Raw genomic sequence first — 24689 nt, 5'->3', positions numbered from 1 at the left:
CGAAGTCGATTATAATAGAGACAGAGCAGCAATGACAGAGATGAGAGGACAGCATGACGATGAACGATCCTAGAGCGTATGAATCCATTGAATTATGCCTGCTGGCAGGTAAGGTCATGCTGCAGAGCGGGGCGGAGACTTACCGCGTGGAGGATACGATGAGCCGGATGGCAGCCGCGCTTGGGCTGCCGAACTCCCATAGCTATGTGACACCTACAGGCATTATCTTCTCGGTAGACGGTGCAGAGCCGGCTAAGCTGATTCGCATCAAGGAGCGAACGACCGACCTGCAGAAGGTGACATCCGTCAATAGCATATCCCGCAGCTTGGTGAGCGGGCAGATTAGTCCGAGTGAGGCACGCCAGCAGCTGCAAGAGATTGAGCTTGCGAAGCATGCCTTCCCGGTCTGGCTTCATATTGTGGCTGCCGCGGTTGCCAGCGGCAGCTTCCTTATTATGTTCGGCGGAGGCTGGAACGACGCTCTGCCTGCTTTTGTATGCGGCGGGCTGGGCTTCTCCAGCTTCCTCTTTTCCCACAGGCTTGTAGAGGTCAAGTTTTTCTCTGAGCTCTCTGCCGCTTTTCTCATCGGGATGCTCGCCTTCCTATTCCATTCCCTGCAGCTTGGTGCGGAAGTGGACAAGATTATTATTGCCTCCGTCATGCCGCTCGTCCCCGGCTTGCTCATTACGAACGCTGTCCGCGACCTCATGGCGGGACACTTGGTATCGGGACTGTCCCGCGGGGCGGATGCGTTCCTGACGGCGTTCGCGATCGGTACGGGTATTGCGCTTGTTTTCACCCTATTCTGAGGAGGGCTCCCTATGTTAATTGAACAGCTCGTTACTAGCTTCATCGCCACCGCTGCGTTCGGCCTTATCTTCAATGCGCCTAAGAAGTCCCTCCTGCAATGCGGGTTCGCCGGCATGATGGGGTGGCTCATGTATATTCTGTTCGATCAGCGCTTCAACATGGTCTTGTCCACACTCGCTGCCACCTTCCTCGTCGGCGTCATCTCCCTGGTGCTGGCGAGAATTAACAAGAACCCGGTCATCATCTACAGCGTATCCGGCATCCTCCCCCTTGTTCCAGGAGGGCTGGCCTATGATGCCATGAGGAAGTTCGTAGAGAACGACTACAACACTGCCATTCAGCTCGCCGCAGCTGCCTTCCTCATCTCCGGCTCGATCGCGACGGGACTCGTCCTATCGGAGGTGCTGAACCAGCTGCTGCGCAAGGCAGCAGCTCGGCCGAAGAGCTCAGCCCATCGCTAACAGCCTCTCTCGCGAGAGGCTGTCTCTCTCTATTCATCGCACATAGACTGACACGAAGTTCCCCTCATCGTCACATGATTGATGTGGAGCACCATATACTAGAAGTATATCAAGTGCATGAGGGGATGGTTATATGGGGAGCAGAGCGCGTAAGGTTGCCATCGTCGGAGTTGGTCATGTAGGGGCTAGCTGTGCGTATTCCCTGCTCAATCAATCGATATGCGATGAGATTATGCTCATCAGCCGAACACCAGACCGAGCCTATGCCGAAGCGCTGGACTTGTCCCATTGCATGGACTTCGTTCATTCCAGGACGAAGATCTATCCAGGCAGCTACACCGATTGCCGCGATGCGGATATCGTAATTCTATGCGCAGGAGCTCATCCGAAGCCTGGACAGCATCGCCTCGATATGGCGGACAGTGCGGCTGAGATTCATAAGCCGATGATCAGCCAGATTATGGCCAGCGGCTTCAGCGGCCTGTTCCTCGCTGCAGCCAATCCCGTAGATCTGGTCACGTATATGGTGTGGAAGCTGTCCGGCCTGCCCCGAGGTCAAGTGCTCGGAACAGGCACGTCTATCGACTCCTCCAGACTGAAGACGCTGCTGTCGGAATACTTACCTGTTGATCCGCGCAGCGTGCAAGGCTACGTTCTGGGAGAGCATGGCGAATCTCAGTTCCCCGCTTGGTCTCATGTGACGATTGGCGGCAAGCCGATCCTGGACATTATCGCTCAGCATCCCGGCCGATTCGGCCATATGAAGCTGGATGAGATTGCGCTGCAGACGAAGAATGCCGGCTGGGAGATCTACAACCGGATCGGGCACACCCACTATGGTATCGGCAATGCACTGGCCCATATTACCAGGTCGATCCTTAATGATGATCATCGAATCATTGCTGTATCTGCCATACTGGATGGGGAATATGGGCAGCAGGATCTGTGTCTCGGTGTTCCAGGCATTATTACCCGCTCCGGCATTCGAGAGATTGTGGAGCTGAATCTCAGCGAGCGTGAGCAGGAGCAATTCCTCTACTCCAGCGGAATGATACGGAGTGCAATTAAGCGATTGAACCTATAATTCTCAAGGCTGGCTACCTTGATCCGCAGGATACACCAGCCCCAGTTGTCTGCGCGCTTCATCCATAATGGACATAGCAGCAAGCGAATCGGCATGGGAGTTCACATCGGACTCCAGTCTTCCGCTCTTCGCGACCCGTATGAACTCCTCAACCTCGTACACCATCGTATTCTCTTGCTGCGGCTGTGATAGATCTTCGACTCTTCCATCCCGGTACTGAATCTCTACCTTGGCGGCAACACTTAGCTGATGAATAATCATGTTCCCATGCTCGCCTTGAATCTCTGACGGCAGATTCGAATTCGTAATCTTGGAATGCATGAGGACCGCATCCATCGACTCGTATTGCAGCAGCAGGCTGCCCTCCCCGTCTACTCCTGACTCCAGCATGACCCCCGCTGCCTTCACTGATTGCGGCTTACCGAACAGGACGACAGCTGGATAGACACAGTACACCCCGATATCCATCAGAGATCCATTGGAGTACTCCGGATTGAATGCGTTCAGCACGGTACCTTCCTTATAGGCATCATATCTTGATGAATATTGACAATAGCTTGCGAACAATCGGCGAATCGGACCAAGCTTATGCAAGTTCTGCTGCACTGCTGCGAAGTTAGGCAGCAGAGTCGTCTTGAGCGCTTCCATGAGGACGACCTTATTCGCGCGCGAAGCTTCAACCATTCTTCTAACCTCGGCTGCATTCGAGGCGAGCGGCTTCTCGCACAGCACATGCTTGCCATGCTCCATACAACGAATGGCTTGCTCCGCATGCAGGAAGTTCGGGCTGGCGATGTAGACAGCATCTACATCCGCACTCTCCAGCATCGCGCCTAAGTCTGTATAGCGATGTGGAATGCCATGCTTCTCCGCATAATCCTTAGCTCGTTCCTCTGTCCTCGAGTAGACGCTCGTCAGCTCGAACTCCTCATGCTGTCTGCCTGCTTCTATGAACAGATCTGTTATTTTATTCGTACCGATAATTCCGAACTTCATCTTATGGCCCCCAGTAGATTAAGATTGAACCCTCATCCACCCATCATAGCATAGGACCAGTGGGCGTTGCTCCTATCCGCCAGCTTGGCCCGACATCCGGCTGCGAACATAATGGGCGGCAAGCATCCCTAGAGGCACGACAATACCGAATAGCATCGCATAGGAAGGCCATACCCCGATGAATTCATATAGGTAGGTTGCATTAGGCAGTAGAATATTAGCTGTCGGCAGAGATAAGGCTCCGATTGGAATGAGCAGCAGCCGGAAATCCTTCAGCCCCAGCACATCCGCCATCCCTTGACAGCAGACATGGAAGAGCAGAGCCAGCCGGAAGTAGATGGTGATGAACCATACAAGAGCGATGACCACTTCAATTCTCTCGAAGAACTCCACAATACCAATCGTCTTGGATATGAAATAAGTAGAGTATGTTAGGTTAGTCGTCAGGGATGCCCCCATCAGGCCAATGGTTATTAAGGTCACGACAAAGATTGTGATTCCTGTAATGAGGGAGCTCTTCACAAATACATTCTTCAAGCTTGCGGATGGGGCTAGACTCGGAATGAGAAATAAGAACAGAATAGGCTCCATAAATGGGAAGGCCCAGAAAGGGACGGCTGCCCTAATAATCGGCTTAACTCCAAATTCTAAAAAAGGCTCTAGATTGTATAGGTGAAATTCAGGCATCAGCGATAAGATGAGAAACAGGAACATGACGACGGCGAATGGCATCAAAATCTCAGCAGCTCGGCCAAGTCCTTCAACTCCCTGTCTGACCCCATAGATAACCGCAGCCAAAAAAACGATATGAACAGCGGCAATAGGGGTATCCGGAATAATGTAGCTGGTAAGGAAATCCCCTAAATTTTTGAGTGTCAGTGCGAAGATGAGAAAGGGAAAGCCTGCAAGGAACAGCAGGAGCAGCACCTTGGAGGGCCACTTGCCGATCAGCTTACCCATATAGAAGGCTACACTCTTGCCTTGCATTCGCTTCCCAATTAGTACCAGCATCGGCAGTATGGCCAGATTCAGACCAAGGGCAAGCAAGGCAGATAGACTGGCATCCTGCTTAGCCACTGAAGCCAGCGTAGAGGGAATGATTAAGATAGAACTGCCGACATAATACATCGTGAACCAGATGACGGCTTGTCTCTCGCTTATATAGTGATTCACGAAGGAGCCTCCTCTACTTCAGCATGTTATCCAGCATCTTCGATACCGGTCCGAATACATAAGTAATCCCATCCAAGGGGTTAGGAACGGCGATAGATTGATTAACAAGCTCACCGATCACAATAGCTGTTAGCAAGATTATCGATCCAATGACGAGATCTTTTTTTCGAGAAGCATCGTAACTCTCACGAATCTCCCACACGTAGAACGCAACGGTAATACCCACAATGATATAAGCCAGCATAGCCGCTCCCTCTAGTTAATTGGATTGTTAATCTTGCCTAACGTTCTCAGTTTCACTTTAAACTCCAGATTCACATCCATTTTGCTGAACAATTCATCCCATTCATCCTTATGCGAATTCCAGTACAGGGGGTACTTTCGGTGAAAAGCTTCTCCAAATCCTAGATTGTCTACTTTATATTTATTTTGCATCGTTGTAATGCCCTGATTCACGATGTTATGAAGCTGCTTCTCCGCCGATCTCTGCATTACCAAAATGGTTTTTTCCTTCGTCAGGTCAACCTGACATTGCACTTCTCCAATATCACCTTTAATCACCATACTGACGTCCATGACCGGCTTACCGTTTCTTAGGCTAGGCTTCAAGCTCGCTGCTGCTTGGTTAATCTTAACTGCGAACAGACCTCCATTCGGACAGCTTACTTTTCCCACCGTATTCTTTACCCTATTTGTCAGGTAACTGTAGGCCTTGCTCTCCGTCTCATTCAGCCATCCTATGAGCCGGTCTTTGCGAAATACAGCTAGTCCCTGGTACTGGTATTCTGCCTCCGACAACGGGTTTTCCACGTTTTTCATGGACATACCCCCTTGGATATTGCCTATCAAGGCAATCCCTGTAATGACTGGCTGTCTGGTATGGCTCTGGAGCATCTGCATGAGCTCAAGCACTGTTGTCGCTACCGATGGTGCCCATGCCTTCTCCGACACCTCCAGCGACTTAGCCATATCAATGGCTGGAATAATCTCGAAGGGGGTCACCAACGCAACGATATCCTCAGCCCTCTTACGCTTCGCTACGGCTATATAAACATTCGGCCTCACCTCGAAGTCTCTGAACAAGATATCCATTGGCTGCGATATTCCATCTCTCGCCAACGACTCCCCTAGAACCACAATTTGAATATGAGCCCCATAGAGTCGTCTGGAGGACTTGGTCGTTACCTTACGCACAGCTTCGAAGATCGTCTGGGCCTCCTGCTTGTATAGAAATACCGGGGACCGATTCTGCGTCTTCTGCACACTCATCTGAGACGGGTCAACCACCTGAAAGGTAACGAGATACCTGCCATTCGAAGCCTTGTCGATTCCCATGGCAACGACGATGCCAAGTGTATTAAGCTCCTTGGCACTCCAGCATCCGCTAACCATTGTCAGAAGGACTAGACTGATGAGTCCCCTGCGCCATATCCTCATCTCAAGCCCCTCCTGCTTCCTACGCGATCACCCTTATTCATTAACCTCTCAGGCAGCCGGAACACCGAATCTGATAGCTTATTAGCCTGATAGGGACCTAGCGGACTCATATAAGGGATGCCCAAGGAGCGCAGTCCGCTAAGATGAATAACCAATACAAGACAGCCCGTCATAATGCCGTACAGTCCGAATGTTGCAGCTAGAATCATTAGAACGAACCGGATAATTCGGATGGCAATCGCCATATTGTAAGATGGAATGACGAAGCTGGATATAGCTGTAATGGCTACAATAATAACCATTCCCGCGGATACAATGCCAGCTTCAACAGCTGCTTGTCCGATCACAATCGTACCTACGATAGAGACGGCCTGACCGATAGAGCGAGGCATTCGGATGCCAGCTTCTCGCAGAATCTCGAACGTTACTTCCATGAGTAGAGCTTCTATGAAGGCAGGGAAGGGAATGCCTTCTCGCTGCGCGGCAAGGCTGAACAACAGCTGAGTGGGAATCATCTCCTGATGGAAGGTTGTTAGCGCCACATAGATGGATGGTGCCAGCAAGGCAATTACTAGTGCCAACAGTCGGACTGATCTAATTAGGGTTCCGAAAATATATGACTGATAATAGTCCTCCGCTGACTGAATGAAGTCTATGAACAGAGCCGGTACGAGCAGGACGAAAGGGGTTCCTTCAACCAATATGGCAATCCGCCCTTCTACCAGGCCGGAAGCGACTGTATCCGGACGCTCTGTATTGTATACGGTTGGGAATAGCGTCTTCTGCTTCGTCTGAAGAAATTCCTCAATGTACTCCCCGTCGAACACACTGTCAATATCGATTTGATCAATACGTTGAAGCACCTGATTGACGTCCTCATCTGTGGCAATTCCGTTCATATACATAATCGCTACATTGGTTTTGGTCACATTTCCGACTGTTCTGGTTACCATCCACAGCCTTGGATCATGAATCTTACGCCTAATTAGAGTAGTGTTGGTACGGAGATTCTCATTGAACGCCTCCTGCGGTCCGCGCACGACTGTCTGAGTCTGCGTCTCGCTTACCCCGCGATCCTGCCAGCCCGGAAGTGCAATGCTTAACGCATCTGTAGAGGCTTCCGTCAAGATTAGCAGCCCACCCTGAAGAACAGCTGAGACAGCCTCCTTGGACAGCTCCACTCTACACATGTCACTGACTGTTAGAATACTCTGTATCGCGCCAAGCACATCTCCTCGGGGCCAATCTGAGGATGGCTGCCGGTCCATGAGGGAGGGCAGAATATCGTTCTGAATGGCCCGGCTGTCCGCCATCCCGTCCAGGTACAGTAATAGGATTGGATGGTTGCGCTCCTCCCCCCAAGAGATCATAAGCTCTCGAGTGATGAAGTCGGTACTGTCACCAAGAAGCTTGCGAATGGCCTTCTCATTGTCCTTTAGCTTATCTGAGAAGCTTGGGTAGTTCGGATCGGCAGAAGGTTCATAGGTTTTTTTCTTTTGTTTAGGTGATTTTCTCTTCAATCTGAACCATCCATCGCCACGCATCTTCTCCACCTCGTCTTCCTCGTTAGCTGGCAGGGCTTGCCGGTTATAGGTTGTGCAGGAGAATGGTAAATCATACCGACAAAAATGTAAGGCCTGCCGCGCTTATTCGACATACATTCACACGGGAGCCGGTATATACTAATTCCACCTGCCCCTGTTGCCATGCCATTATCTAGAGAGGTGGATGCCGATGATACGAAGAAATGCAGAGAAGCTGTATTGGATTGGCCGTTATATGGAGAGAGCCGAGAGTCACTCCAGATGGCTCGACTTAAGTGAGGAGATTACGGAGGGAGTAAGCAGCCGTGAACATATCTACTCCTGTATCGGCAACGCACGGCATAACATCCGCGTACTGCGGCAGCTGCTGCCGAATGAACTGTGGGAGCTGGCCAATGAGCTGTATCTCTATGTGAAGGAGCAGGAGAGCAACCCTATGTTGTCTCGTTCTCCCCATCTATTCTATCGCCGGGTAAGGGAAGGGCTGCTTCTGTGGGGAGGAGCTGTTGATTCGGGGATGCCTCGCGATCAAGAGTACCACTTCATCCAGGCCGGTCGGTCTATGGAGAGAGCTGCGAACACGTTACAGCTCATTCGCAGCACACGATCCAGGTTCCCAGCTGAGAGTAATAATGGCATGGTGATGCTGCTCCGTTCGATTGGAGCTTATGAAGCTTATCGGAGACACAGCTCCGACAACTTAGCCTTCGGCGAGATTACTGCATTCCTGCTTACCCATGTCAGCTTCCCTCGAACCGTCCATTATGCACTTACGGAACTGGACAAGCATCTGACCGAGTTGGGCGGAGTCATGGACTTCCGACTCTCGCCGGAGCCTGCCGTTATTCTCAGCAGGTTGCAGTCAATGGGTGAAGATGAGCTGCTTGAAGGTGCCTACTCCGCTTGCTTCGAGCTTGGCAACCAGCTAGGGAGAGCATTCATTCAAGAGGAGCGGGCTCAAGCTTAACCAGATCTCTATGAACCTCGGCCGCATGCTGGCAGCATGCTAAGCCGAGGTTATTGGAGGTAGAGGAGGTAACCTTACCCCTCGTTACCCACAGCACTTCTTGTACTTCTTCCCGCTCCCGCACGGGCATGGGTCATTCCGGCCCACCTTCGGTCTGGCTTCACTGATATCTGCAACCGTGCTGCTCTGCATGAGCGGAGCCGGCTTCGCCAGCTTGGCGGACAGTTCACTAGAGGAATAGCCCTTCAAGCACCATTGCTTCGTCTGGTTCATGAGAGGTACGAGCACGGTCATTAACCGGTTCAGTGCCTCATAGGAATTCCACTGTACTTCCTGCTGCAGGTAATCAATGATCTCCTGCATAGAATGCCCGCGCCGTATAGCTGCGGCGCTCTCGGAGCTGAGCAGTTCAGCATCCTCCCTGGACAGCTTGAACTCCCCTACCAATAACGAGACGAAGGCATGGTAGACGGGGTTGCGGTCTACGAACTCGGAATCGCCGGCCTTAAGCAGCTGTTCCTTCGTGTAAGGATAATAATTGACGTTAGACCTAAGCTTCAGCTCCTGCTCCAGCCCTTCCACATCGACAAGTGAACGATGGTATACCGCGCCTTCACCATAATATAGGTCGTACCCGTTCCTCACATACTCCTCCAGCACTTCCATATAGGCTTGTGGATGGAATAGGCCGCTGCTCTCCAGCTGCCCTACTCTACGAATCATGTCCTCAATAGACAACATGCCATAATAGAACAGCAATCCGCTCGTCAGCTTCATCCATTCCGTATTCCGTGCTAGGACGGAACGGAGGGAAGAGGGTAGAGCAGGGTTCCTGCAGACTGCAAGAAGTTCAACAGGCATGATGAGCATCCTCTTGCCGTTCACCGTTCCTGAATAGATGAGACCAAGGCTGCGCATGCTCTCTGCTCTCCACTCGTCAAGCTTATCCGGAGAGGCCTGACCGTCCATTCTCACGACTTGCAGCATCGGACCGAATACATCCTGCGTCACCTTGCTGAGGTGCTTCTCCAGCGCGCCAGGCATTCTCTCTGATAGGGCCGCAATCAGCTCCTGCTTCTTCAAGCTGCTAACCTTATCTATGTTCAGCCTTCTGCTGAGATCAAGGAGCTCGTCCCTCGTCAGCCTGCTCAGGGCATGGGGCAGCTTAAGCGGAACGTCAATCGATCCCCATAGCTTCTGCTGCCTGCGCAGCTCTTGCTTATTGATAACTTCCATTGCTTCATTCATGAATTCTAATCCTCCTGCATCGATACCGTGACAACAATAATAAACCCACCAGAGTACGCCAAGCATGGCGCGGTGGGTAATGGACGGGTACTTAATTCTATTGTTCTACCTTACCGTACAAGCACAGTATCGTCAACTTGCGGAGATGTATAGACTCATGTCAGCTTAGGGAACAAGCCTCCCTTGAGCGGATCTCCAGATTGGTGCCCCGTATTGTCCGTACACACATGACCAGCTCCACTGTAGGTAGTTCCATCAGCCATATAGATAATAGCGAGCGCACGGCGGGGACGATCGGAATTGTTCGCATGGGCATAGTGGAAGGTTAGCCCGTCATGGAAGGTGCAGCTGCCTGCCTTCATCCTAACGATAACCGCCTTATTGCGGTCCGCTTCGGCAGCCCCCTCCTCGGAGAAGATATCATGAGGCTGTATGAGGTCTACATGCTTCAAGTTGCGAATGCGCTGGGACTTAGGGATGAACATCATACATCCGTTATGCTCATCCACATCATCAAGAGCAATCCAGATCGACATAGCTCCCCTCTCGTTCATGGGCCAATAAGGCAGGTCCTGATGCCAGGGAGTAGGCTTGGAATCATGCGGCATCTTGAACAGCGCATGATCATGGAACAGCCTCGTATTGGGAAAGCCTGCAAGTTGTTTGGCAGCATCTGCCAATCTCCGAGACATGACGAATCTGGCCATTCCTCCATGATCCCTCCACGTATTCACCCGCTGATTCAGTACGTTGTAGTACGCACCGCCCTGCTTATCCGTAGATACAGAATGGCCTTGGTCAGCCCCCATCACTTCAGCCAGGTGCTCTCTTAGCTCATTCACCTCATCTGGTGACAATATCCCATCAATCTGGACGAATCCATTTTCACGGTAGTAATCAATTTTCTCCTGCTCTAGTACAATCTTCTCATCCAGCATATTCGTTATCTCTCCTTGAATGGAATAGAATGTTCTTCTCCCTAACTGTAAGCTATAATCATAATGAAGTTCTTGGATAATCTGCGATTATTCTAAGGTGATCTGCTATCGGGGATTGCAGAATAGGAGAATGCATATGACGAACAATCTCTTTTTGAAAAGCCATTTTTTCGACGATGAGCAGTTTCCATTCAACATTCAACGCTATACCATTCAACAGGGAGAGGTTATTCCGTCACATTCCCATGAATTCATTGAGCTGGTCTATGTCATTAGCGGGAAGGCTGCCCATGAGATGGAAGGCCATCACTACCATATCACCTCTGGTGATGTATTCGTGCTGGAGCCGCATGCTTCCCATAGCTACAGAGGATCTGACTCGGATAAGACCACCGTCTATAACGTGCTCATCGATCTAAGCTTGCTCAAGGAAGAGCTTCGTGTGCTGCAGAGAATGCCTTCCTTCGTTGAATTCTTCTACCTCTTGCCTTTCCTGCGCAACAAGGCTTCCTTCATCCCCTACTGTCAGCTTCATGAGAGCCAGCAGCCTATTATTCTGGATCACCTTCAGACGATTGAAGAGGAGTTCAAGAGCAGAAGGGAAGGCTATCAGCTTATTATAAAAACCCGCCTCATCGAGTGCTTCGTACTCCTGAGTCGATATCATCAGGAGAACGAGAGCGCTCGGCAGAGGCGGGTTCCTGCCCAAGAATGGCTGCCCTTCATTACTCATTATGTGCAGAGAAGCTTCAAGGAGCCTATGACCCTCCAGCAGCTATGCAAGATCAGCGGGATGAGCCTATCTTCCTTCACTGCTAAGTTCAAGGAATCTACTGGCCTCAGCTTTGTGGATTATAAGCACACCCTGCAGATCCAATATGCCTGCAAGCTGCTGGAGCAATCTAATATGAAGATCATGGCAGTTGGTTATGAGTCTGGGTTTCGGGATATCAGTTTTTTCAACAAGGTGTTCCTTAAGCATAAGGGGCTTACACCCAAGGAGTATCGGCGCCTCCAGCAGGGGCTGGCGCAGCCTTCTTCATCTGTTAGTAGACAATCTGCGGATTCCACCAGACGGAATCCTGAGTAGCATTCGCCTTCGCATTGACATGGAAGTAGATCGCATCCCCTTGTGTGACTGAGATGGTTAACGAGTGATTAGCCGCTTCGGTTGCATAACTAGCCGGGGTTACGGTAGCTGACCAGAGCTGCGTACTGTTCTTCATAATGCGCAGATCTGCTCCATCACCCAGTGTGCGATTGCTTCCTACATACTCTGGCCGTCCATAGATCGAGATGGTACCCGTGACAGGAGCTACCCACTTGAGTACGGCATCGGCTCCAACGGCCGGATTCTGAGACACACGGCTAATCTTAGCTCCGCCGCCAGACCAGGAGTCGTTGTAGGACTGGTCATGAACGTAAGTCATTGGCGTATAAGCAGAGCCATTATAGGATTGATAGTACCAGCCGCCAACTCCATCCTTGTACTGTATGAAGCTGCTCTCTCGCTGCGTAATCGTTCCGGCAGCCGGCACGATGGCTCCTGTTGGCCGTGAGACAAGCCCATTGCCAAGCCAGTTCGTGTATTGCAGCTTATAGTAATAAGTCTGGCCGTTGACCGCTGTCGTATCGGTGTAATGCATGCTCACCGGCTTGTCGGTAATCTTCGTGTATAGACCGTTATAGCTCGTGCTTCGCAGCACATTCGCCCCGGTATCCTGACGATTCTGTGCCCAGTAGAGCTCTACCTTGTTGTTCCCCGGCTTCGCGAATGGGATGACATTATTCAACGGCAAGCTGCCTCCCATTGATATTCTGTCGATCTCGATGGTTCCTGAGAAGGCAGTGGCTCCATCCGTAGAGTACGGTGACAGCCTGAGCTGCTTCACTGTGCCGCTCCAAGCTGCGCTTGCTCCTACAGGGAAGGTATATTCCGTGAACGCAGCATCGCTAGGATTGATGGCGATCTGTACGCTCTTCGCATCGTTCCACGATGTATCCGAATCCGTAATCCATTGCAGCTTCGCCTGGAAGGCACTGGTCTGATTCTTCATGACCATCTTAACCGCTTGCCTAGGCTTCGCTTGAACCGCTAACAGATCAGGCGATTGGAGGTAAGGAGCTGTTCGATTCGTGAACCCTAGCACTAAGCTGCCTCCTGTCACGCTCGAGCTATCGATCTGACTGGCTGCGGTCCATCCTTCATAGCTGCCATTCTGATTGAATTCCCAAGGCAGATACTCCGATCCATCCAGAATCTCGATAGAATCAATATTAACGGAGCCAGAGGAACCGTTAATATCTAAGCGGAGCTGATTAATGACTCCTGTGAATTGAATCATATTGCCCACATCGAACCAATACGTACGGGACGAAGTATCACTCGCGATAATCGGAATGTTAGCCATTTGAGATACGCTGTATGAAGGATTCTGCGCCGTTGTCCAGAATAACTGAGCTGAAGTTGCTGGCGAGTTGTTCCTCATCACTACCTTAACGACATGGCTCCTCTTCCCTCTAATCCCTAAGTTAGCGGGTGAGGTAATGTAAGGGTCCACACCGCTTATGGTGAAGGAGAGGTTGCCGCCGCTCACACTCGTACTCGTGACGTCATTGGCCATAGCCCAGCCCTCATAGTTGCCGCTTGTATTGAACGACCATGGGATGGTATTCCCAGGCGCAGCAACCGATACGGTTGCCGAAGGCACGGAACATACGTCATTCGTGTTGCAGGCGGTGATCTGGTAGTAATAAGTCTTATTGTCGAATATCATCTCATCCTTGAACGTCGTTGACCCGCCTCCAGGGATAGAAGCAATCGCATAAGACTCTTCTATAGGGAAGCTTGACTTCGTGCTCCTATAGATGCGGTAGTTCATAAGGTTGGTTGCGGATGATGCATTCCATGAGAGAGTAATGTAATCCTTGGAGCTGTCGAGCACAGCAGACGCACCTGTCAGCTGTGCGGGCGCTGTTGCACTGCTGGCAGCAGTCGCGGCCGTTACCTGGCTCGATGGTGTCCCTTCGTTACCCGAATCATCGACTGCTGTTATCTTGTAATAGTAGCTGGTCGAAGGGTTCATACCACTGTCTTGATAAGAAGGCTTACTAGAGAAGGCCACGAGAGTCGCCGCTGAAGGCGTGAAGCCTGATGTCGTGCTGCGGTAGATCTTGTATTCGGCTGTATCTGGAGCGCTGGATGCATTCCAGCTGAGCTGAATGCGCTTGCTTCCTACCGTGCTTGCTGCTGCACCTGTTACTTGAGCTGGAGCAGTGTAGTCAGGGGTTCCTAAGTAGATCGCCGGAGTACCCAGCACTACCCAGTCATAATTGGAAGTTGCCTTGCCCTTGTTAGACGCCAGAGTGATGGATACCGTCTGTCCGGCATAGGCGGTTAGATCAATCATCGCCGGCTCCCACCGGTGCCATCTGCTGTAATGCGGCTGTGAATAATCACCGTTGAATACCACGGTACTGTTCACCTTGACCTTCACTGCATAGCCATCTGATCCATCGGCACCATCTGCTAAGCCGGAGTATAGGGCGAGGTTCAGCCTCTGGCCCCCTGTCACTGCAGGGAGAACGACATTCGAATAGACGGCCTGCGCATCTCCTGTATTCGGGGCATGCAGGAATAGGCCATTCTTCGATACGCCTCCCACCGTCTGTGTCCCGGCTGAAGCAGAAGGTGTGTTGGAGGTTACAGCGCTGCTGAAGTTCGTGAAGAGATCATAGACTAATGCTCCCGGGCTCTCTATATCGAACCTTGCCGGTCTTCGCTGATTGCCATAATTAGCAGCGAAGTCGTACAGCGCCTCCTCGAAGGCTGTATTCTTAATCTCATAAGGCGAGGTAGCAGGATCGTTCCAGCTCAGAGGAGAGATGTACCTTGCCCCTCCCTCATAAGTAGCAACCAGACTATTGTAGTTGTCTGCCTTATTCGTCTTGTTCAGCGGATTGTATTCAGGGGCGCCCCAATTCTTGTTGTATCCCAGTATCTGCTTCATATAATCAGAATCCTTGGTAGCACCCTCATAGAGCGTGATGCCCAGCGCTCCAGGATTCGTATCTGCTGTCGTGAGGATGGATGAGGTCAGGTAGTAGCCTTCCGATCCTGAAGTGACATGATTCTGGTGGGTATAGATACGATTAGCTGGAAGTCCTGCCTCAATGAGCCAGTTCGTCAGATCCTGAAGATGATGCTTCAGCAGCATAGTACGCCACCTGGACCATTCCTCCCAGAACGGATTCCCATCGCTGCGCACACGCGGGGGGTCTACAGCAGCCCAGGAAGCGAAGCTGGTTCCCATCGCGCTGTTGAACTGTGCAAGGGAAGTGAATACAGGGCTGCGTGCTTCACCCTTATAGGCTCCGTTAACAGGATCATACATCCCCGTGCCGGTCAGCCACTCCTTCCATTCTTGGATGGAGAAGGGGCTGTAGTCTGAATAACGTGTGCCGTCCCATACATATTGCCAATCCTCGGAGTCTAAGCTGACCCCTACCAGCTGATCCGGATGCTTCACTCTCCATTCCGCAATTCTGCGGCCGATCTGCTGGAGATTCCGCTTTTTGAAGGCATAGTGCTTCATATTCTTCCGAGAATAGGACATATAGTTGTGTTGATCGATACTGCGATACATATCCCAGTTGTTCGTATCCCACATCGTTGTCCTTGTATCATCTGCGAGAGCATGCATCAGTCCGACATCGCCAGCCCATCCTCCTGCATTGAGCTGGACGAGTACGGGAACATTGCGTGCATCGGCGAAGGCTAACTGCTCGTCCAGGTTATTGGAATCCCAGTTGTAGTTCTGTTGGTGAGAGTAGGTGTCAAGGCTAAGATAAGTACTCTGAACACTGACGCCTGACTTCACATAATTGGTTTGCGGCAAGGAATCTACGATCGTTCCATACTCTTCTACAATTCTGCTGTATGGCGGTGTTGGAGAGGCGTTATACAGAATGTAATAATTCTCGTCAAATGTACCCGCCCATGCTGAACCATTTGTAAGCGCACTCATAATTAAGCTGATAATGATCAAGCTCGTCACTTTCTTTTTCACCTAATTCTCACTCTCCTCAAGTATGGTTGACTTCCAGTCTACTGCCATTCGCCCCTCTCCGGCTGCATCCCCCCTCTCGATACAAAAAACTGACCATCTTCATAAGATGATCAGTGTTAGTCGGCAGCTTCCCTGCTGCTACCCCTTCACCGAACCTAATACGATACCTTGGGCAAAGTACTTCTGAAGGAACGGATAGAGTACAAGTATGGGAAGAGTCGTTACGAATATTTGAGCACTCTTAAGCGTGCGGTCAGATACATCTGCGAATAGCTTCGCGTCATCCAGCGTCTTGATATCATTGCCCTTAAGCACGGCCTGCAGCATCGTCTGGAGTGGATAGTCATCCATATTGTTCATGTAGAGGAGTGCCGCGAACCAGTCATTCCAGTGGCCGACGAAGTGGAAGAGCGTAACCGTTGCAATGACCGGCATGGAGAGCGGAACGATGACTCGCAGCAAGCTGGTGAAGTAGGAGGCTCCATCCATGAAGGCAGCCTCCTCAATCTCACCGGGCAGCTGCCGAAGGAAGTTCATCATGAGTATGATGCTGAAGATCGGTACAGCACCAGGCAGAACAAGCGCCCAGATCGTGTCAACCAGATGAAGCTCCTTCACAACAATGTAAGTAGGCACCAATCCGCCATTGAAGAGCATGACGAAGATCAGCGAATACATATACGCGTTACGCCCCTTGAACACCTTGGTGCTCTTGGCAAGCGGATAGGCCATCATGACGGTCAGAATATTGTTAATCAGCACCCCTAGCACCGTTCTCTGAATACTGATCCAGAAGGCCGTGTGCACTTCCGGTCGACCGAAGATCATGCGATAGGAGTTAATAGTGAAGTCTACCGGCCAGAGCTTTACCAAGTTCGCATTAGCGGCGTTGCTGCTGCTGAGAGATACGGCAAGCACATTGACCAGAGGAAGCAAGCAGATGAATGCAGCCAGCAGCAGCATCGTGTAGTTGATGATGGCGAACACGCGCATGCCGGTCGTCTGTGTTAATCGATTGTGATTCATTTGGCATCCCCCTAGAACACGCGGTAATTGGTCCATTTGTACGCAAGCCAATACCCCGCGATGATAAGTACACTATTGACAAGGGACTTGACGAGCCCCACCATCGTGCTCAGACTCCAATTCGCATCATTGAACGCGACCCGGTAGATATACGTATCTATAATATCGCCAGACTTCATAACCAGCGGATTATACAAGTTGAAGATTTGCTCGAATCCAGCGTTCAGGATTCCCCCTAAGCTCAGTACAGCGGTAAGCATAACGATAGGCATGATGCTTGGAAGGGTTACATACCAAGTCTGCTTCCAGCGATTAGCGCCGTCGATCACAGCTGATTCGTATAACGAAGGGTCCACACTCGTTAGAGCAGCCATATAGATTACAGTGCCCCAGCCGAAGTTTTTCCATATATCCGTTGCAACCATGAGCCACGGGAAGGATCGATTATCCCCCAAGAAGTAGAATGGCTCTATTCCGAATAGACTAAGGAATTGATTAACGATGCCGCCTTGCAGGGCGAATACATCCAGCATTAAGCCGGCAAGGATGACCCAGGATAGAAAGTTAGGCAGATAGATGATCGTTTGCACACTTTTTTTGAACCATGTACGGCCGACTTCGTTAAGCAAGAGAGCGAATATAATGGGGATGGGGAAGCCAATTAGAATCTTCAAGCCAGCTATTACAAGGGTATTCTTCGTCACCTGCCACACATCGGGCAGCTCCATCATGAAGTTAAAGTATTTCAGTCCGACCCAAGCGGAGTCCCATATTCCCTTCACTGGAGAGAAGTCCTTGAAGGCAATTAAGATGCCATAGAGCGGGAGATAGGAGAAGAGGAATAGGAGCAGCATGCCTGGAAAAATAAGCGTATGAAGCTGCCATTGCTGCGTGGACAGCCGTTTACCTGTCATAGGTGCCTTCACCCGAATCACCGCCTTCGCTTAAGAAATGAGAGAAGGCGCCGCGCAGCGGTGGATCACGCGTCGCCTTTTCTCTGATTACACTACTGCGTTATTTTGCGGCAAGAGCAGCATTCATCTCATCTAGAATTTGCTGACCGCCCTGCTCGAGGAATTGCTTGACGAACTTATCGAAGTAATCAACCGGCTCAGCGCCAGTAATGATTTTCATAACCATCTCATCTTCAAGCTTCTTCAAGCTTGCACCCTTCAGCTTGCCAGTCTCTGTTGGACTGCCAACCCATTCGTCGCGAATGACCGTCTTGTAGCTGCTCGCACTAGGAACACCTTCAAGGAAGGTTCTTGCCCAAGGCCAATTCGCTGCATCACCCTCGAGACCCTTCTTCACATTATCGAAGGTTACCTTCTGATCCGCAGGCATCTGCGTATCATCCTTCGTATCTAGAGCCGTCTTGAACAACGTATAGCGATTCATGTTCGCATCTGGGCGATCCAGGAACGCTGGCAGCCAGTTGTTAATACTTGCATTCGCATACTTCGGATCCTTGCTCAGTGCCATCCATGCCTTAGCCCACTCATTATCCAGATTGTTGTAGGCTGTCTCTGCAAGATTGTTCAAGAGCAGAATGAGTGCCTCTGGATGCTTGAAGTCCTTGCGAACTACGAAGAATCCGCTCGCATTAATCGGTACGAATGGCTTGTATTCCGCACCGCCGAGGCCTGGTACAGGGATACCGACATAGTCAGTACCAGCTACGTTCTTCACAGCATCCTGCAGCGGCCAGAGCGGGGAGAAGAACTCGCCCATGAATATACCTACTGCACCTTTGGATACGAGCTCTGCTGACTTGCCCATGTCCTTGGTGACGAATTCCTTGTCGAATACATTAGCTTGATATAATTCTGCAAGCTTAGCAAGACCTTGCTTCATATTCGGATTCAAGCTTCCGTAGGTCAGCTTGCCATCCGCATCCTTCGTGTAGATCTTCGGATACACACCGTAAGCGTTCATGATTGCGGTATATCGAAGATCAAGCTGGTTATTCATCGACAGTCCGTACGTATCTGCCTTGCCGTTACCGTCTGGGTCTTCCTTCGTCATACGAACAGCGAGCTCAAGCACCTGCTCCATAGTCGTTGGAGTCGAAGCACCAAGCTTCTCCATCCACTTCTTGTTCAGGTATAGCGCCGGTGAGCCGTTCAGAGCATCAGATACACTAGGCATACCATAGATGGCGTCACCCTTTTGCGCTCCCTTGAACAGAATATTGTCGCCATAGCCCATAATCTTCTTCAGATTCTCTGTCGCATACTTCTCATAGATTGGCTTCAAGTCGAGCAGCATATCGTTCTTCATCAGCTCTTCAAGATCCGCTTGATCGGCGAAGAAGACATCCGGCAGATCATTCGAAGCAATCCCCAGTTTAATGCGCTGCTTGTAGTTTTCATAAGGAACCGCGAACTTATTGGTTGCGTTAATGTTAATGATATCCTTCATCATTTTGTACACCGCATTATTTTGCGGATCTTCACCTTCTGGATAGACCTTGATGTCGAATATGTTTTTGGCGAATACAACATCAACCGGCTCCGTGAACTTGAACGGATTCACCGCTTCCTCTGCAGGTGTATTTTCTCCTGCCTCTTCAGTCGGACTAGGACTCTCTGTAACCCCGTTATTCTTGTTTCCTGCATTGTTGCCACACGCTGCTGTGAAGGCCACAATGATGATGACCATCAACAGAAGCATGGAACGATAAGACTTCTTCATACACGTTCATCCTCTCTATATAACGCTGAATGATTGCTGTATCCTTATCGTAATGGAGTGAGCATCGGCGTTGTAGAAGAAAGTCTTTACGTTCATGCACGATTTTGTCCTCTTAGTAGAGTTTGCAAGGAAAAAGGCTGCAAAACCGTCGGCAGGACGATTTGTGCAGCCTCTTATGGGAGAGAAAAATATTACATGCTAGACAGGGAGGACGTACGATAATCCTGCGGAGAGATGCCTACTGCCTTGCGGAATACCTTCGAGAAGTAGTTCGCGCTCTGATAGCCGAGCTTATCCGCGATGTCCTGAATGCGGTATCTAGGGTCGACGAGAAGCTGCTTAGCCTCTGTTATTCTGACCCTTGTAATATAGGCTGTCAACTGCTCACCCGTTAATTGATGGAACAGACGAGACAGATAAGATGGGCTTACGAACTTGAGCTTAGCTAATACGTTCAGAGACAAGTCCTCTCCCATATGCTCTTCAATATAGCGCTTCACTTGTTCAATAAGTATCTCGGACGGATTCTCCCTGATCCGGTTCATCTGTCTTGTGATCAGATGGAATAGCTGCAGCAGGAACTGCTTGCGCTCATACATGTCTCTGTGGCTGGAGAAGTGGCTTAACTTCTCCAGCGTAATCGAGTCTAGGCTTGCAATAAGGTTATACAGCACCAGCAGATTCGTTATCGCATGAGTGATGCCAAGGTAGCCAAGCACACTCTCCTCTGGACTTACAAGCTTGGCTGATTCCTTGCCGCCGAATGCTCGGTCTAGACAAGCAAGGAAGCGAGGCTCACTTCGGGTTTGAAGTGCAGCGGTCACTTCACTTAACAGCTCATTAAGGGGCCCATACTGAACAGATCGGCTCTCCATGCCTTCGTACGGAACAACGAGTACATTGGCATTCTGATTCAGCCTCAAGCTGCTCTGCAGGAATCGGAACGTCGCCGCCCACTGCTCCCAAGGCACAGGGTCTGGTCCAATGGCAATGGACAGCGAGACGCCAAGCACACGCTCCAGCGTCTGCTGCGCACTTGACAGCCTCTCCTTCATGAACAGCTTAGCCGACTGGCCATCATCCGGTTCTGCTGGCTCCGATTGAATGAGATAGACGAAGGATTGTTCTTCATAGCTGAACGGGAAGAACGAGTACTTATAATCAAGCAGCTCCTGGACCATATTCTGCACAGCGAACTGGATGAGCAGGAGATCGCCCCGATCGAACTTCCGCCCGTAATCATCTACCCTTACGATCAAGGTCTGAACGCCCTTCTCTGGATCGAGTGCGATATCATGCTGGGCGAACTTCTCGCGGCGCCAGTTCGACGTCAGCTCCCCCTCCTGCAGCATCTGGCGGAACAACTCCGCTTGCATGACTGGGAGTGCTTCCTTCGCCTGCTTCCTAGCACCTTCCAGCGCAAGCATTGACTCATAATGCTGATCCAGCTGCTGAATGGCCTCTCTCACATTATCCAGCAGTTCTTCATCATCCGCAGGCTTAAGCAGGTAGTTAGCGGCACCTAACTGGAGAGCTCTCCGCGCATACTGGAAGTCGGAGAATCCTGTTAAGAAGATTACCTTAACTAGTGGATACTGCTGCTTAGCCTGCTCAATGAATTCAAGTCCTGTCATCTCCGGCATGCGAATATCTGCAATAATTAGGTCGAACGGCTCCTTCTGGAACTCCTCCAGCGCCTTCCTCGCTGAGAAGAAGAACTTGATCTCCTTGAGCGGCAGGCCTGCAAGCTCAATGACCTCAGCCAGCCCCTCGGCAATAGGCGGCTCATCATCTACAAGTAACAGTCTATACAATCTGATCGACCTCCTGCTGTGAAGGATGTACAAGCGGCAGCGTAATACAAGCGCTGAAGCCTTCAGGCACTCTATTCTGCAAGACAAGTCCCCATTGCTGACCATATCGATGCTTCAATCTCCAATGAACATTCCATAGTCCGCAGTTGTCCGATACGTTCGTAGGCTTGTCCAATTGCCCGCTTAATGCCATGAGATCGGTACTGTCCATGCCAGAGCCATTGTCCTCAACCTCAATGATCAGTATCCCATTCTCTTGTCTAACTTCTATAACGATATGTCCCGGACGGTCTACACGCTCAATGCCATGTAGCAGCGCATTCTCCACTAATGGCTGAAGTATGAGACCAGGAACGGCAACAAGCTCCAGCTCGGGATCCACATTCAGCGTATAGCTGAGTCGATCAGTGAAGCGCATCTTCTGAATCTCCAGATAGGTAACCGTATACTTCAGCTCATCTCTAAGCATAACTTCATGCGGAGCCTGCTGCGTCACGAAGCGGAAGTAGTCACCCAGATACTTGCATAGTCTGGCTACATTCTCGCTCTCCCCGGCCTTGGCCATTCGATAGCCAATATAGAAGCAGTTGAACAGGAAGTGAGGATTAATCTGAGACTGCAGCTGCTTAAGCTGGGCTTGCTGAGTCTGAATCTTGCTCTCCAGCACTTCTTGGATGAGACTTCGGAGCTGATCAATCATCTTGTTGAATTGCTTGTAGACATAACCGAATTCATCTTCCTTATGAATCTGGAGCGAGACGTTCATATTGCCGATCTCCACCTCCCTCATCGTCTGCACCAGACGATGCAGCGGCTTATGAATCTGATTGTAGACAATACGAGAATAGATAATAGAGAACAGCACAAGTGAAGTGACGAGAAGCAGGAATACATTCCTCATATTGAATACCGGTGCAATGACATCACGTTCCGATACGTAGGAGATTAGGGTGAAGTTCTCATCCGTCGACCTCTGAACCAAATAATTCGTATGATCGAAGGAGATGACTCCCGTGCTGTCACTCTGTACCATTCGTTCGTACATGTACTTGTCTCTTGTTACCGAAGTCCCATTGCTTATAATCTTGCCGGTATGGTCATCGACTAGGAACACATGGTATTGATTGTTCTCATTGAATCGATTCATCGCTTCAATGATTCGCTGCTGTGAGATCTCTGTGCCAAGCACATAGAGGATATTATCCCCGCTTCCGTCGGTTACGGACGTAGAGTAGGTGATCGTCTGGTCATCAATATACCGGGCAATCTGGTTACCTTGCTCGGTATGCCGACTCAGCACCTTGCTTAGTGAGTCTGACAGCTCACGAAGCCCCTCTCCTGCAGACAGCTGCTCTCTAATCTCTGGCAGAATTAAGAACACATCTGACACATAATCACTGGAGTAGAGCACAATCTTCATCTTGGACTGTATCTGCGCAGAGAGATGGACGAGCTCGTAATCGAACACTCCCTCCTGATACAGATACGCCGATGGAAGATCAGGATCATTGCTTAGAGCAACGAGCATCTGATTGACATTGCGCAGCTCCTCCTGCAAGTAATCCATGAAGAACTGCAGCTTGGAATGGGTCGAGGCTTGAGCCTGTGAGGCCATAGCATGGCTGGAGATCCATAGCACGGCTGAATTAATGGCCGTTAAGGGCAGCAAGACGACTAGGAAGCCAATGAATACCTTGCGGAATACCCGCATCCTCAGCGGTGACAGCAGCCAGCTCAACGGTTCTCCTCCTTGCTTGCAGCCCACTTATTGACCTCTTGAGCAATCGCAAGTCCTCCTAGCCGCTCCCACTTGTCTGCGAATTCCTTGAAGCTGCTTAATGGAGCCCCCATGATTAGTTGTGTGAAGGACTCGTATTCCATCTTGAATAATGCGGTTCCCTTCGCTTGCATCAGCGGGGTAGGAGCATCGAAGAAGGCGGAATATTGATAATTGTTGTACTCCGCCAGCACCCGTTCGGCATCATAGAATACCTTCTTGAAGGCCCAGCTTGTTAAGCGGTCCTCTGATTGAATATTGTTATCATACACCTGCTTAGCGGCTTGCATCGTTAACACACGCTCATCGGACTTATCGATTGCCTCTTGAATCTGCTTGCCAATTGCCAAGTTGCGGATCGGTGAGTCGAATGTATAAGGCTTCATGTACAGATGAGCGGAAGCATCCCGGTAGATGCTCTTGCCAGCGTTCTCCCAGAACTGTCCGGGTTCACCTATTCCTGCTTGCATCATGTAGGTCACATTCATTGCCTTGACCAGAGCTTCAGGATGCTCATACCCCTTGCGTACAACGACCCAATTGCCTACGAATGGAAGCGCTTTAGGCTTGGGTTCTCTTCCATCGACAGTTGGAATTGGCGCCACAATCCAGTCCGCATTCGGATTCTGCTCAAGAGCTCCCTTAAGCGGCCATAGCGGGTAGTGGAAGGGGCCGAAGACTAAGCCAAGCTTGCCCTGCTGGACGTCCTTCCCTATGCGGGACAAGTCCTTAACCGCGAACTCAGGATCAATCGCTCCCATCTGATACCATTGCTGAAGCATAGTAAGTACGTCTATCATCTTAGGATTAACAGAATCATAGGAGAGTCTTCCGTCTGCATGGTTAACCCATAAGCCAGGATATACGCCATAGCCTGCTGCAATTGCATCGAAGGCCATCCCTCCTGGCAGGCCCCCTGCCCCGCCGCTCGAATCCCCTTGCTCGAACGCAACCCCGTACGTATCATGCTTACCGTTACGATCTGGGTCATCCTTGGTGAAGGCCCTAACAACCGCATCAAGCTCAGACATCGTCTTAGGGACAGCAAGGCCAAGCTCAGCCAGCCAATCCGCTCTTACATACATCATCGCAATGGAATTGCCCATATCATAAGGAAGTGGAATGCCATAGATTCTGCCGTTCTTCGTCACAGGCTTGAACGCTTCATTGTCTTGGAAGCTCATATTCAGCTTAAGCCCGTCTGTCGCATACTTGCTCCATACATCCGTCAGATCTTCCAGCTGGTCGTTCTTCATCATACGAGACAGCTGCTCTAGGTTGACTTGGGTTGCATCTGGCAGACTGTTGCTGGCAATATCCAGATTAACCTTCTCTCCGATCTTGCTTCCATCTGCTACCCACTTGTTGATGAATTCGATATTAAGCTTCTTCTTCATATAGCGAGTATGAAGATTATCATCAATACTCTCCCCAGGCAAGAACTTCATAATGTCATTCACACCGCTCCATACGGACAGCTGCACCGTCTCTTCGTATGGACTGATTGGACCGTCAACAGTCACTCTGAGTGGGTCTTCACCGCTTGGAGCTGGTCTGCTTACAGACTGATCGCACGCTATGAATACGACCATCATGGCTGCTATTAATCCTGCTCTGCTCATTCTCCTCCAGCTTACAACCATAGCGGACC

19 protein-coding genes are annotated in these 24689 nt (G+C 50.5%); 5 read left to right on the top strand and 14 right to left on the bottom strand.

Annotation, left to right across the window (positions count from 1 at the left end; translation table 11 throughout):
* The first annotated feature begins 59 nt into the window (after positions 1 to 59).
* The 3 genes from ACFO9Q_RS22295 to ACFO9Q_RS22285 all read left to right on the top strand — a co-directional run bounded on the left by ACFO9Q_RS22295 (position 60) and on the right by ACFO9Q_RS22285 (position 2355).
* Complete coding sequence (locus ACFO9Q_RS22295) at positions 60 to 809, top strand: threonine/serine exporter family protein (RefSeq protein ID WP_379185777.1); 750 nt, start codon at positions 60 to 62, stop codon at positions 807 to 809.
* A 12-nt stretch (positions 810 to 821) separates the two neighbouring features.
* Entirely contained in the window at positions 822 to 1271 is a 450-nt protein-coding gene (locus ACFO9Q_RS22290; RefSeq protein ID WP_379185776.1) for a threonine/serine exporter family protein, read from the top strand.
* A gap of 133 nt (positions 1272 to 1404) precedes the next feature.
* Complete coding sequence (locus tag ACFO9Q_RS22285; RefSeq protein WP_379185775.1) at positions 1405 to 2355, top strand: L-lactate dehydrogenase; 951 nt, start codon at positions 1405 to 1407, stop codon at positions 2353 to 2355.
* 3 nt (positions 2356 to 2358) lie between these two features.
* Here ACFO9Q_RS22285 and ACFO9Q_RS22280 read toward each other — a convergent pair whose 3' ends face one another.
* From ACFO9Q_RS22280 to ACFO9Q_RS22260, 5 genes are all read right to left on the bottom strand, one after another.
* A complete protein-coding gene (locus tag ACFO9Q_RS22280) occupies positions 2359 to 3351 on the bottom strand; it encodes a Gfo/Idh/MocA family protein (protein WP_379185774.1) in 993 nt (330 codons plus the stop codon).
* Positions 3352 to 3423: 72 nt separating this feature from the next.
* Entirely contained in the window at positions 3424 to 4524 is a 1101-nt protein-coding gene (locus ACFO9Q_RS22275; RefSeq protein WP_379185773.1) for a GerAB/ArcD/ProY family transporter, read from the bottom strand.
* Positions 4525 to 4537: 13 nt separating this feature from the next.
* Positions 4538 to 4768, bottom strand: coding sequence for a hypothetical protein (locus ACFO9Q_RS22270; RefSeq protein ID WP_379185772.1), 231 nt, complete (start codon positions 4766 to 4768; stop codon positions 4538 to 4540).
* Positions 4769 to 4779: 11 nt separating this feature from the next.
* On the bottom strand, positions 4780 to 5961 hold the full coding sequence (locus ACFO9Q_RS22265) for a Ger(x)C family spore germination protein (RefSeq protein ID WP_379185771.1): 1182 nt from the start codon (positions 5959 to 5961) through the stop codon (positions 4780 to 4782).
* Positions 5958 to 7505, bottom strand: a complete 1548-nt coding sequence (locus ACFO9Q_RS22260; protein ID WP_379185874.1) for a spore germination protein — start codon at positions 7503 to 7505, stop codon at positions 5958 to 5960. Before ACFO9Q_RS22260 ends, ACFO9Q_RS22265 begins: the two co-directional genes overlap by 4 nt.
* Before the next feature lie 190 nt (positions 7506 to 7695).
* Here ACFO9Q_RS22260 and ACFO9Q_RS22255 point away from each other — a divergent pair, with 190 nt between their 5' ends.
* Complete coding sequence (locus ACFO9Q_RS22255; protein WP_379185770.1) at positions 7696 to 8472, top strand: alpha-E domain-containing protein; 777 nt, start codon at positions 7696 to 7698, stop codon at positions 8470 to 8472.
* A gap of 84 nt (positions 8473 to 8556) precedes the next feature.
* Here the strand turns inward: ACFO9Q_RS22255 and ACFO9Q_RS22250 are convergent, their stop codons facing one another.
* Both ACFO9Q_RS22250 and ACFO9Q_RS22245 read right to left on the bottom strand, forming a co-directional pair.
* Complete coding sequence (locus ACFO9Q_RS22250) at positions 8557 to 9720, bottom strand: SEC-C metal-binding domain-containing protein (protein ID WP_379185769.1); 1164 nt, start codon at positions 9718 to 9720, stop codon at positions 8557 to 8559.
* Between the two features lie 155 nt (positions 9721 to 9875).
* On the bottom strand, positions 9876 to 10658 hold the full coding sequence (locus ACFO9Q_RS22245; RefSeq protein ID WP_379185768.1) for a phytanoyl-CoA dioxygenase family protein: 783 nt from the start codon (positions 10656 to 10658) through the stop codon (positions 9876 to 9878).
* Between the two features lie 136 nt (positions 10659 to 10794).
* Between ACFO9Q_RS22245 and ACFO9Q_RS22240 the strand changes: the two genes are divergently transcribed.
* Complete coding sequence (locus ACFO9Q_RS22240; RefSeq protein ID WP_379185767.1) at positions 10795 to 11748, top strand: helix-turn-helix domain-containing protein; 954 nt, start codon at positions 10795 to 10797, stop codon at positions 11746 to 11748.
* On the opposite strand, the gene ACFO9Q_RS22235 is transcribed toward ACFO9Q_RS22240, so the two are convergent.
* From ACFO9Q_RS22235 to ACFO9Q_RS22205, 7 genes are all read right to left on the bottom strand, one after another.
* Positions 11705 to 15727, bottom strand: coding sequence for a hypothetical protein (locus ACFO9Q_RS22235; protein WP_379185766.1), 4023 nt, complete (start codon positions 15725 to 15727; stop codon positions 11705 to 11707). The two genes, ACFO9Q_RS22240 and ACFO9Q_RS22235, sit on opposite strands and share 44 nt — an antisense overlap.
* A 138-nt stretch (positions 15728 to 15865) precedes the next feature.
* Positions 15866 to 16753, bottom strand: coding sequence for a carbohydrate ABC transporter permease (locus ACFO9Q_RS22230; RefSeq protein WP_379185765.1), 888 nt, complete (start codon positions 16751 to 16753; stop codon positions 15866 to 15868).
* 11 nt (positions 16754 to 16764) lie between these two features.
* The gene (locus tag ACFO9Q_RS22225) at positions 16765 to 17667 is read right to left on the bottom strand and encodes an ABC transporter permease (RefSeq protein ID WP_379185764.1); all 903 of its coding nucleotides are present in this window, start codon (positions 17665 to 17667) and stop codon (positions 16765 to 16767) included.
* 100 nt (positions 17668 to 17767) lie between these two features.
* Positions 17768 to 19447, bottom strand: coding sequence for a hypothetical protein (locus ACFO9Q_RS22220; RefSeq protein WP_379185763.1), 1680 nt, complete (start codon positions 19445 to 19447; stop codon positions 17768 to 17770).
* Between the two features lie 191 nt (positions 19448 to 19638).
* The gene (locus ACFO9Q_RS22215) at positions 19639 to 21261 is read right to left on the bottom strand and encodes a response regulator (protein WP_379185762.1); all 1623 of its coding nucleotides are present in this window, start codon (positions 21259 to 21261) and stop codon (positions 19639 to 19641) included.
* Positions 21254 to 22999, bottom strand: a complete 1746-nt coding sequence (locus tag ACFO9Q_RS22210; RefSeq protein ID WP_379185761.1) for a sensor histidine kinase — start codon at positions 22997 to 22999, stop codon at positions 21254 to 21256. The genes ACFO9Q_RS22215 and ACFO9Q_RS22210 overlap by 8 nt, the downstream gene beginning before the upstream one ends.
* Positions 22996 to 24681, bottom strand: coding sequence for an extracellular solute-binding protein (locus ACFO9Q_RS22205; RefSeq protein ID WP_379185760.1), 1686 nt, complete (start codon positions 24679 to 24681; stop codon positions 22996 to 22998). The genes ACFO9Q_RS22210 and ACFO9Q_RS22205 overlap by 4 nt, the downstream gene beginning before the upstream one ends.
* Positions 24682 to 24689 lie beyond the last annotated feature (8 nt).

Source organism: Paenibacillus sp. GCM10023252, from assembly GCF_042653305.1.
Lineage (GTDB): Bacteria > Bacillota > Bacilli > Paenibacillales > Paenibacillaceae > Pristimantibacillus.
Note: the sequence above shows the minus strand (reverse complement) of the source record. Positions and strands in the feature narration are given on the sequence as shown.

Bases quoted from the DNA above. Each gene is read 5' to 3' on its own strand.
- ACFO9Q_RS22205 (WP_379185760.1), bottom strand. From the start codon at position 24,681: ATGGTTGTAAGCTGGAGGAGAATGAGCAGAGCAGGATTAATAGCAGCC.
- ACFO9Q_RS22250 (WP_379185769.1), bottom strand. From the start codon at position 9,720: ATGAATGAAGCAATGGAAGTTATCAATAAGCAAGAGCTGCGCAGGCAG.
- ACFO9Q_RS22280 (WP_379185774.1), bottom strand. From the start codon at position 3,351: ATGAAGTTCGGAATTATCGGTACGAATAAAATAACAGATCTGTTCATA.
- ACFO9Q_RS22290 (WP_379185776.1), top strand. From the start codon at position 822: ATGTTAATTGAACAGCTCGTTACTAGCTTCATCGCCACCGCTGCGTTC.
- ACFO9Q_RS22295 (WP_379185777.1), top strand. From the start codon at position 60: ATGAACGATCCTAGAGCGTATGAATCCATTGAATTATGCCTGCTGGCA.
- ACFO9Q_RS22270 (WP_379185772.1), bottom strand. From the start codon at position 4,768: ATGCTGGCTTATATCATTGTGGGTATTACCGTTGCGTTCTACGTGTGG.
- ACFO9Q_RS22240 (WP_379185767.1), top strand. From the start codon at position 10,795: ATGACGAACAATCTCTTTTTGAAAAGCCATTTTTTCGACGATGAGCAG.
- ACFO9Q_RS22260 (WP_379185874.1), bottom strand. From the start codon at position 7,505: ATGCGTGGCGATGGATGGTTCAGATTGAAGAGAAAATCACCTAAACAA.
- ACFO9Q_RS22265 (WP_379185771.1), bottom strand. From the start codon at position 5,961: ATGAGGATATGGCGCAGGGGACTCATCAGTCTAGTCCTTCTGACAATG.
- ACFO9Q_RS22245 (WP_379185768.1), bottom strand. From the start codon at position 10,658: ATGCTGGATGAGAAGATTGTACTAGAGCAGGAGAAAATTGATTACTAC.
- ACFO9Q_RS22285 (WP_379185775.1), top strand. From the start codon at position 1,405: ATGGGGAGCAGAGCGCGTAAGGTTGCCATCGTCGGAGTTGGTCATGTA.
- ACFO9Q_RS22225 (WP_379185764.1), bottom strand. From the start codon at position 17,667: ATGACAGGTAAACGGCTGTCCACGCAGCAATGGCAGCTTCATACGCTT.
- ACFO9Q_RS22220 (WP_379185763.1), bottom strand. From the start codon at position 19,447: ATGAAGAAGTCTTATCGTTCCATGCTTCTGTTGATGGTCATCATCATT.
- ACFO9Q_RS22255 (WP_379185770.1), top strand. From the start codon at position 7,696: ATGATACGAAGAAATGCAGAGAAGCTGTATTGGATTGGCCGTTATATG.
- ACFO9Q_RS22230 (WP_379185765.1), bottom strand. From the start codon at position 16,753: ATGAATCACAATCGATTAACACAGACGACCGGCATGCGCGTGTTCGCC.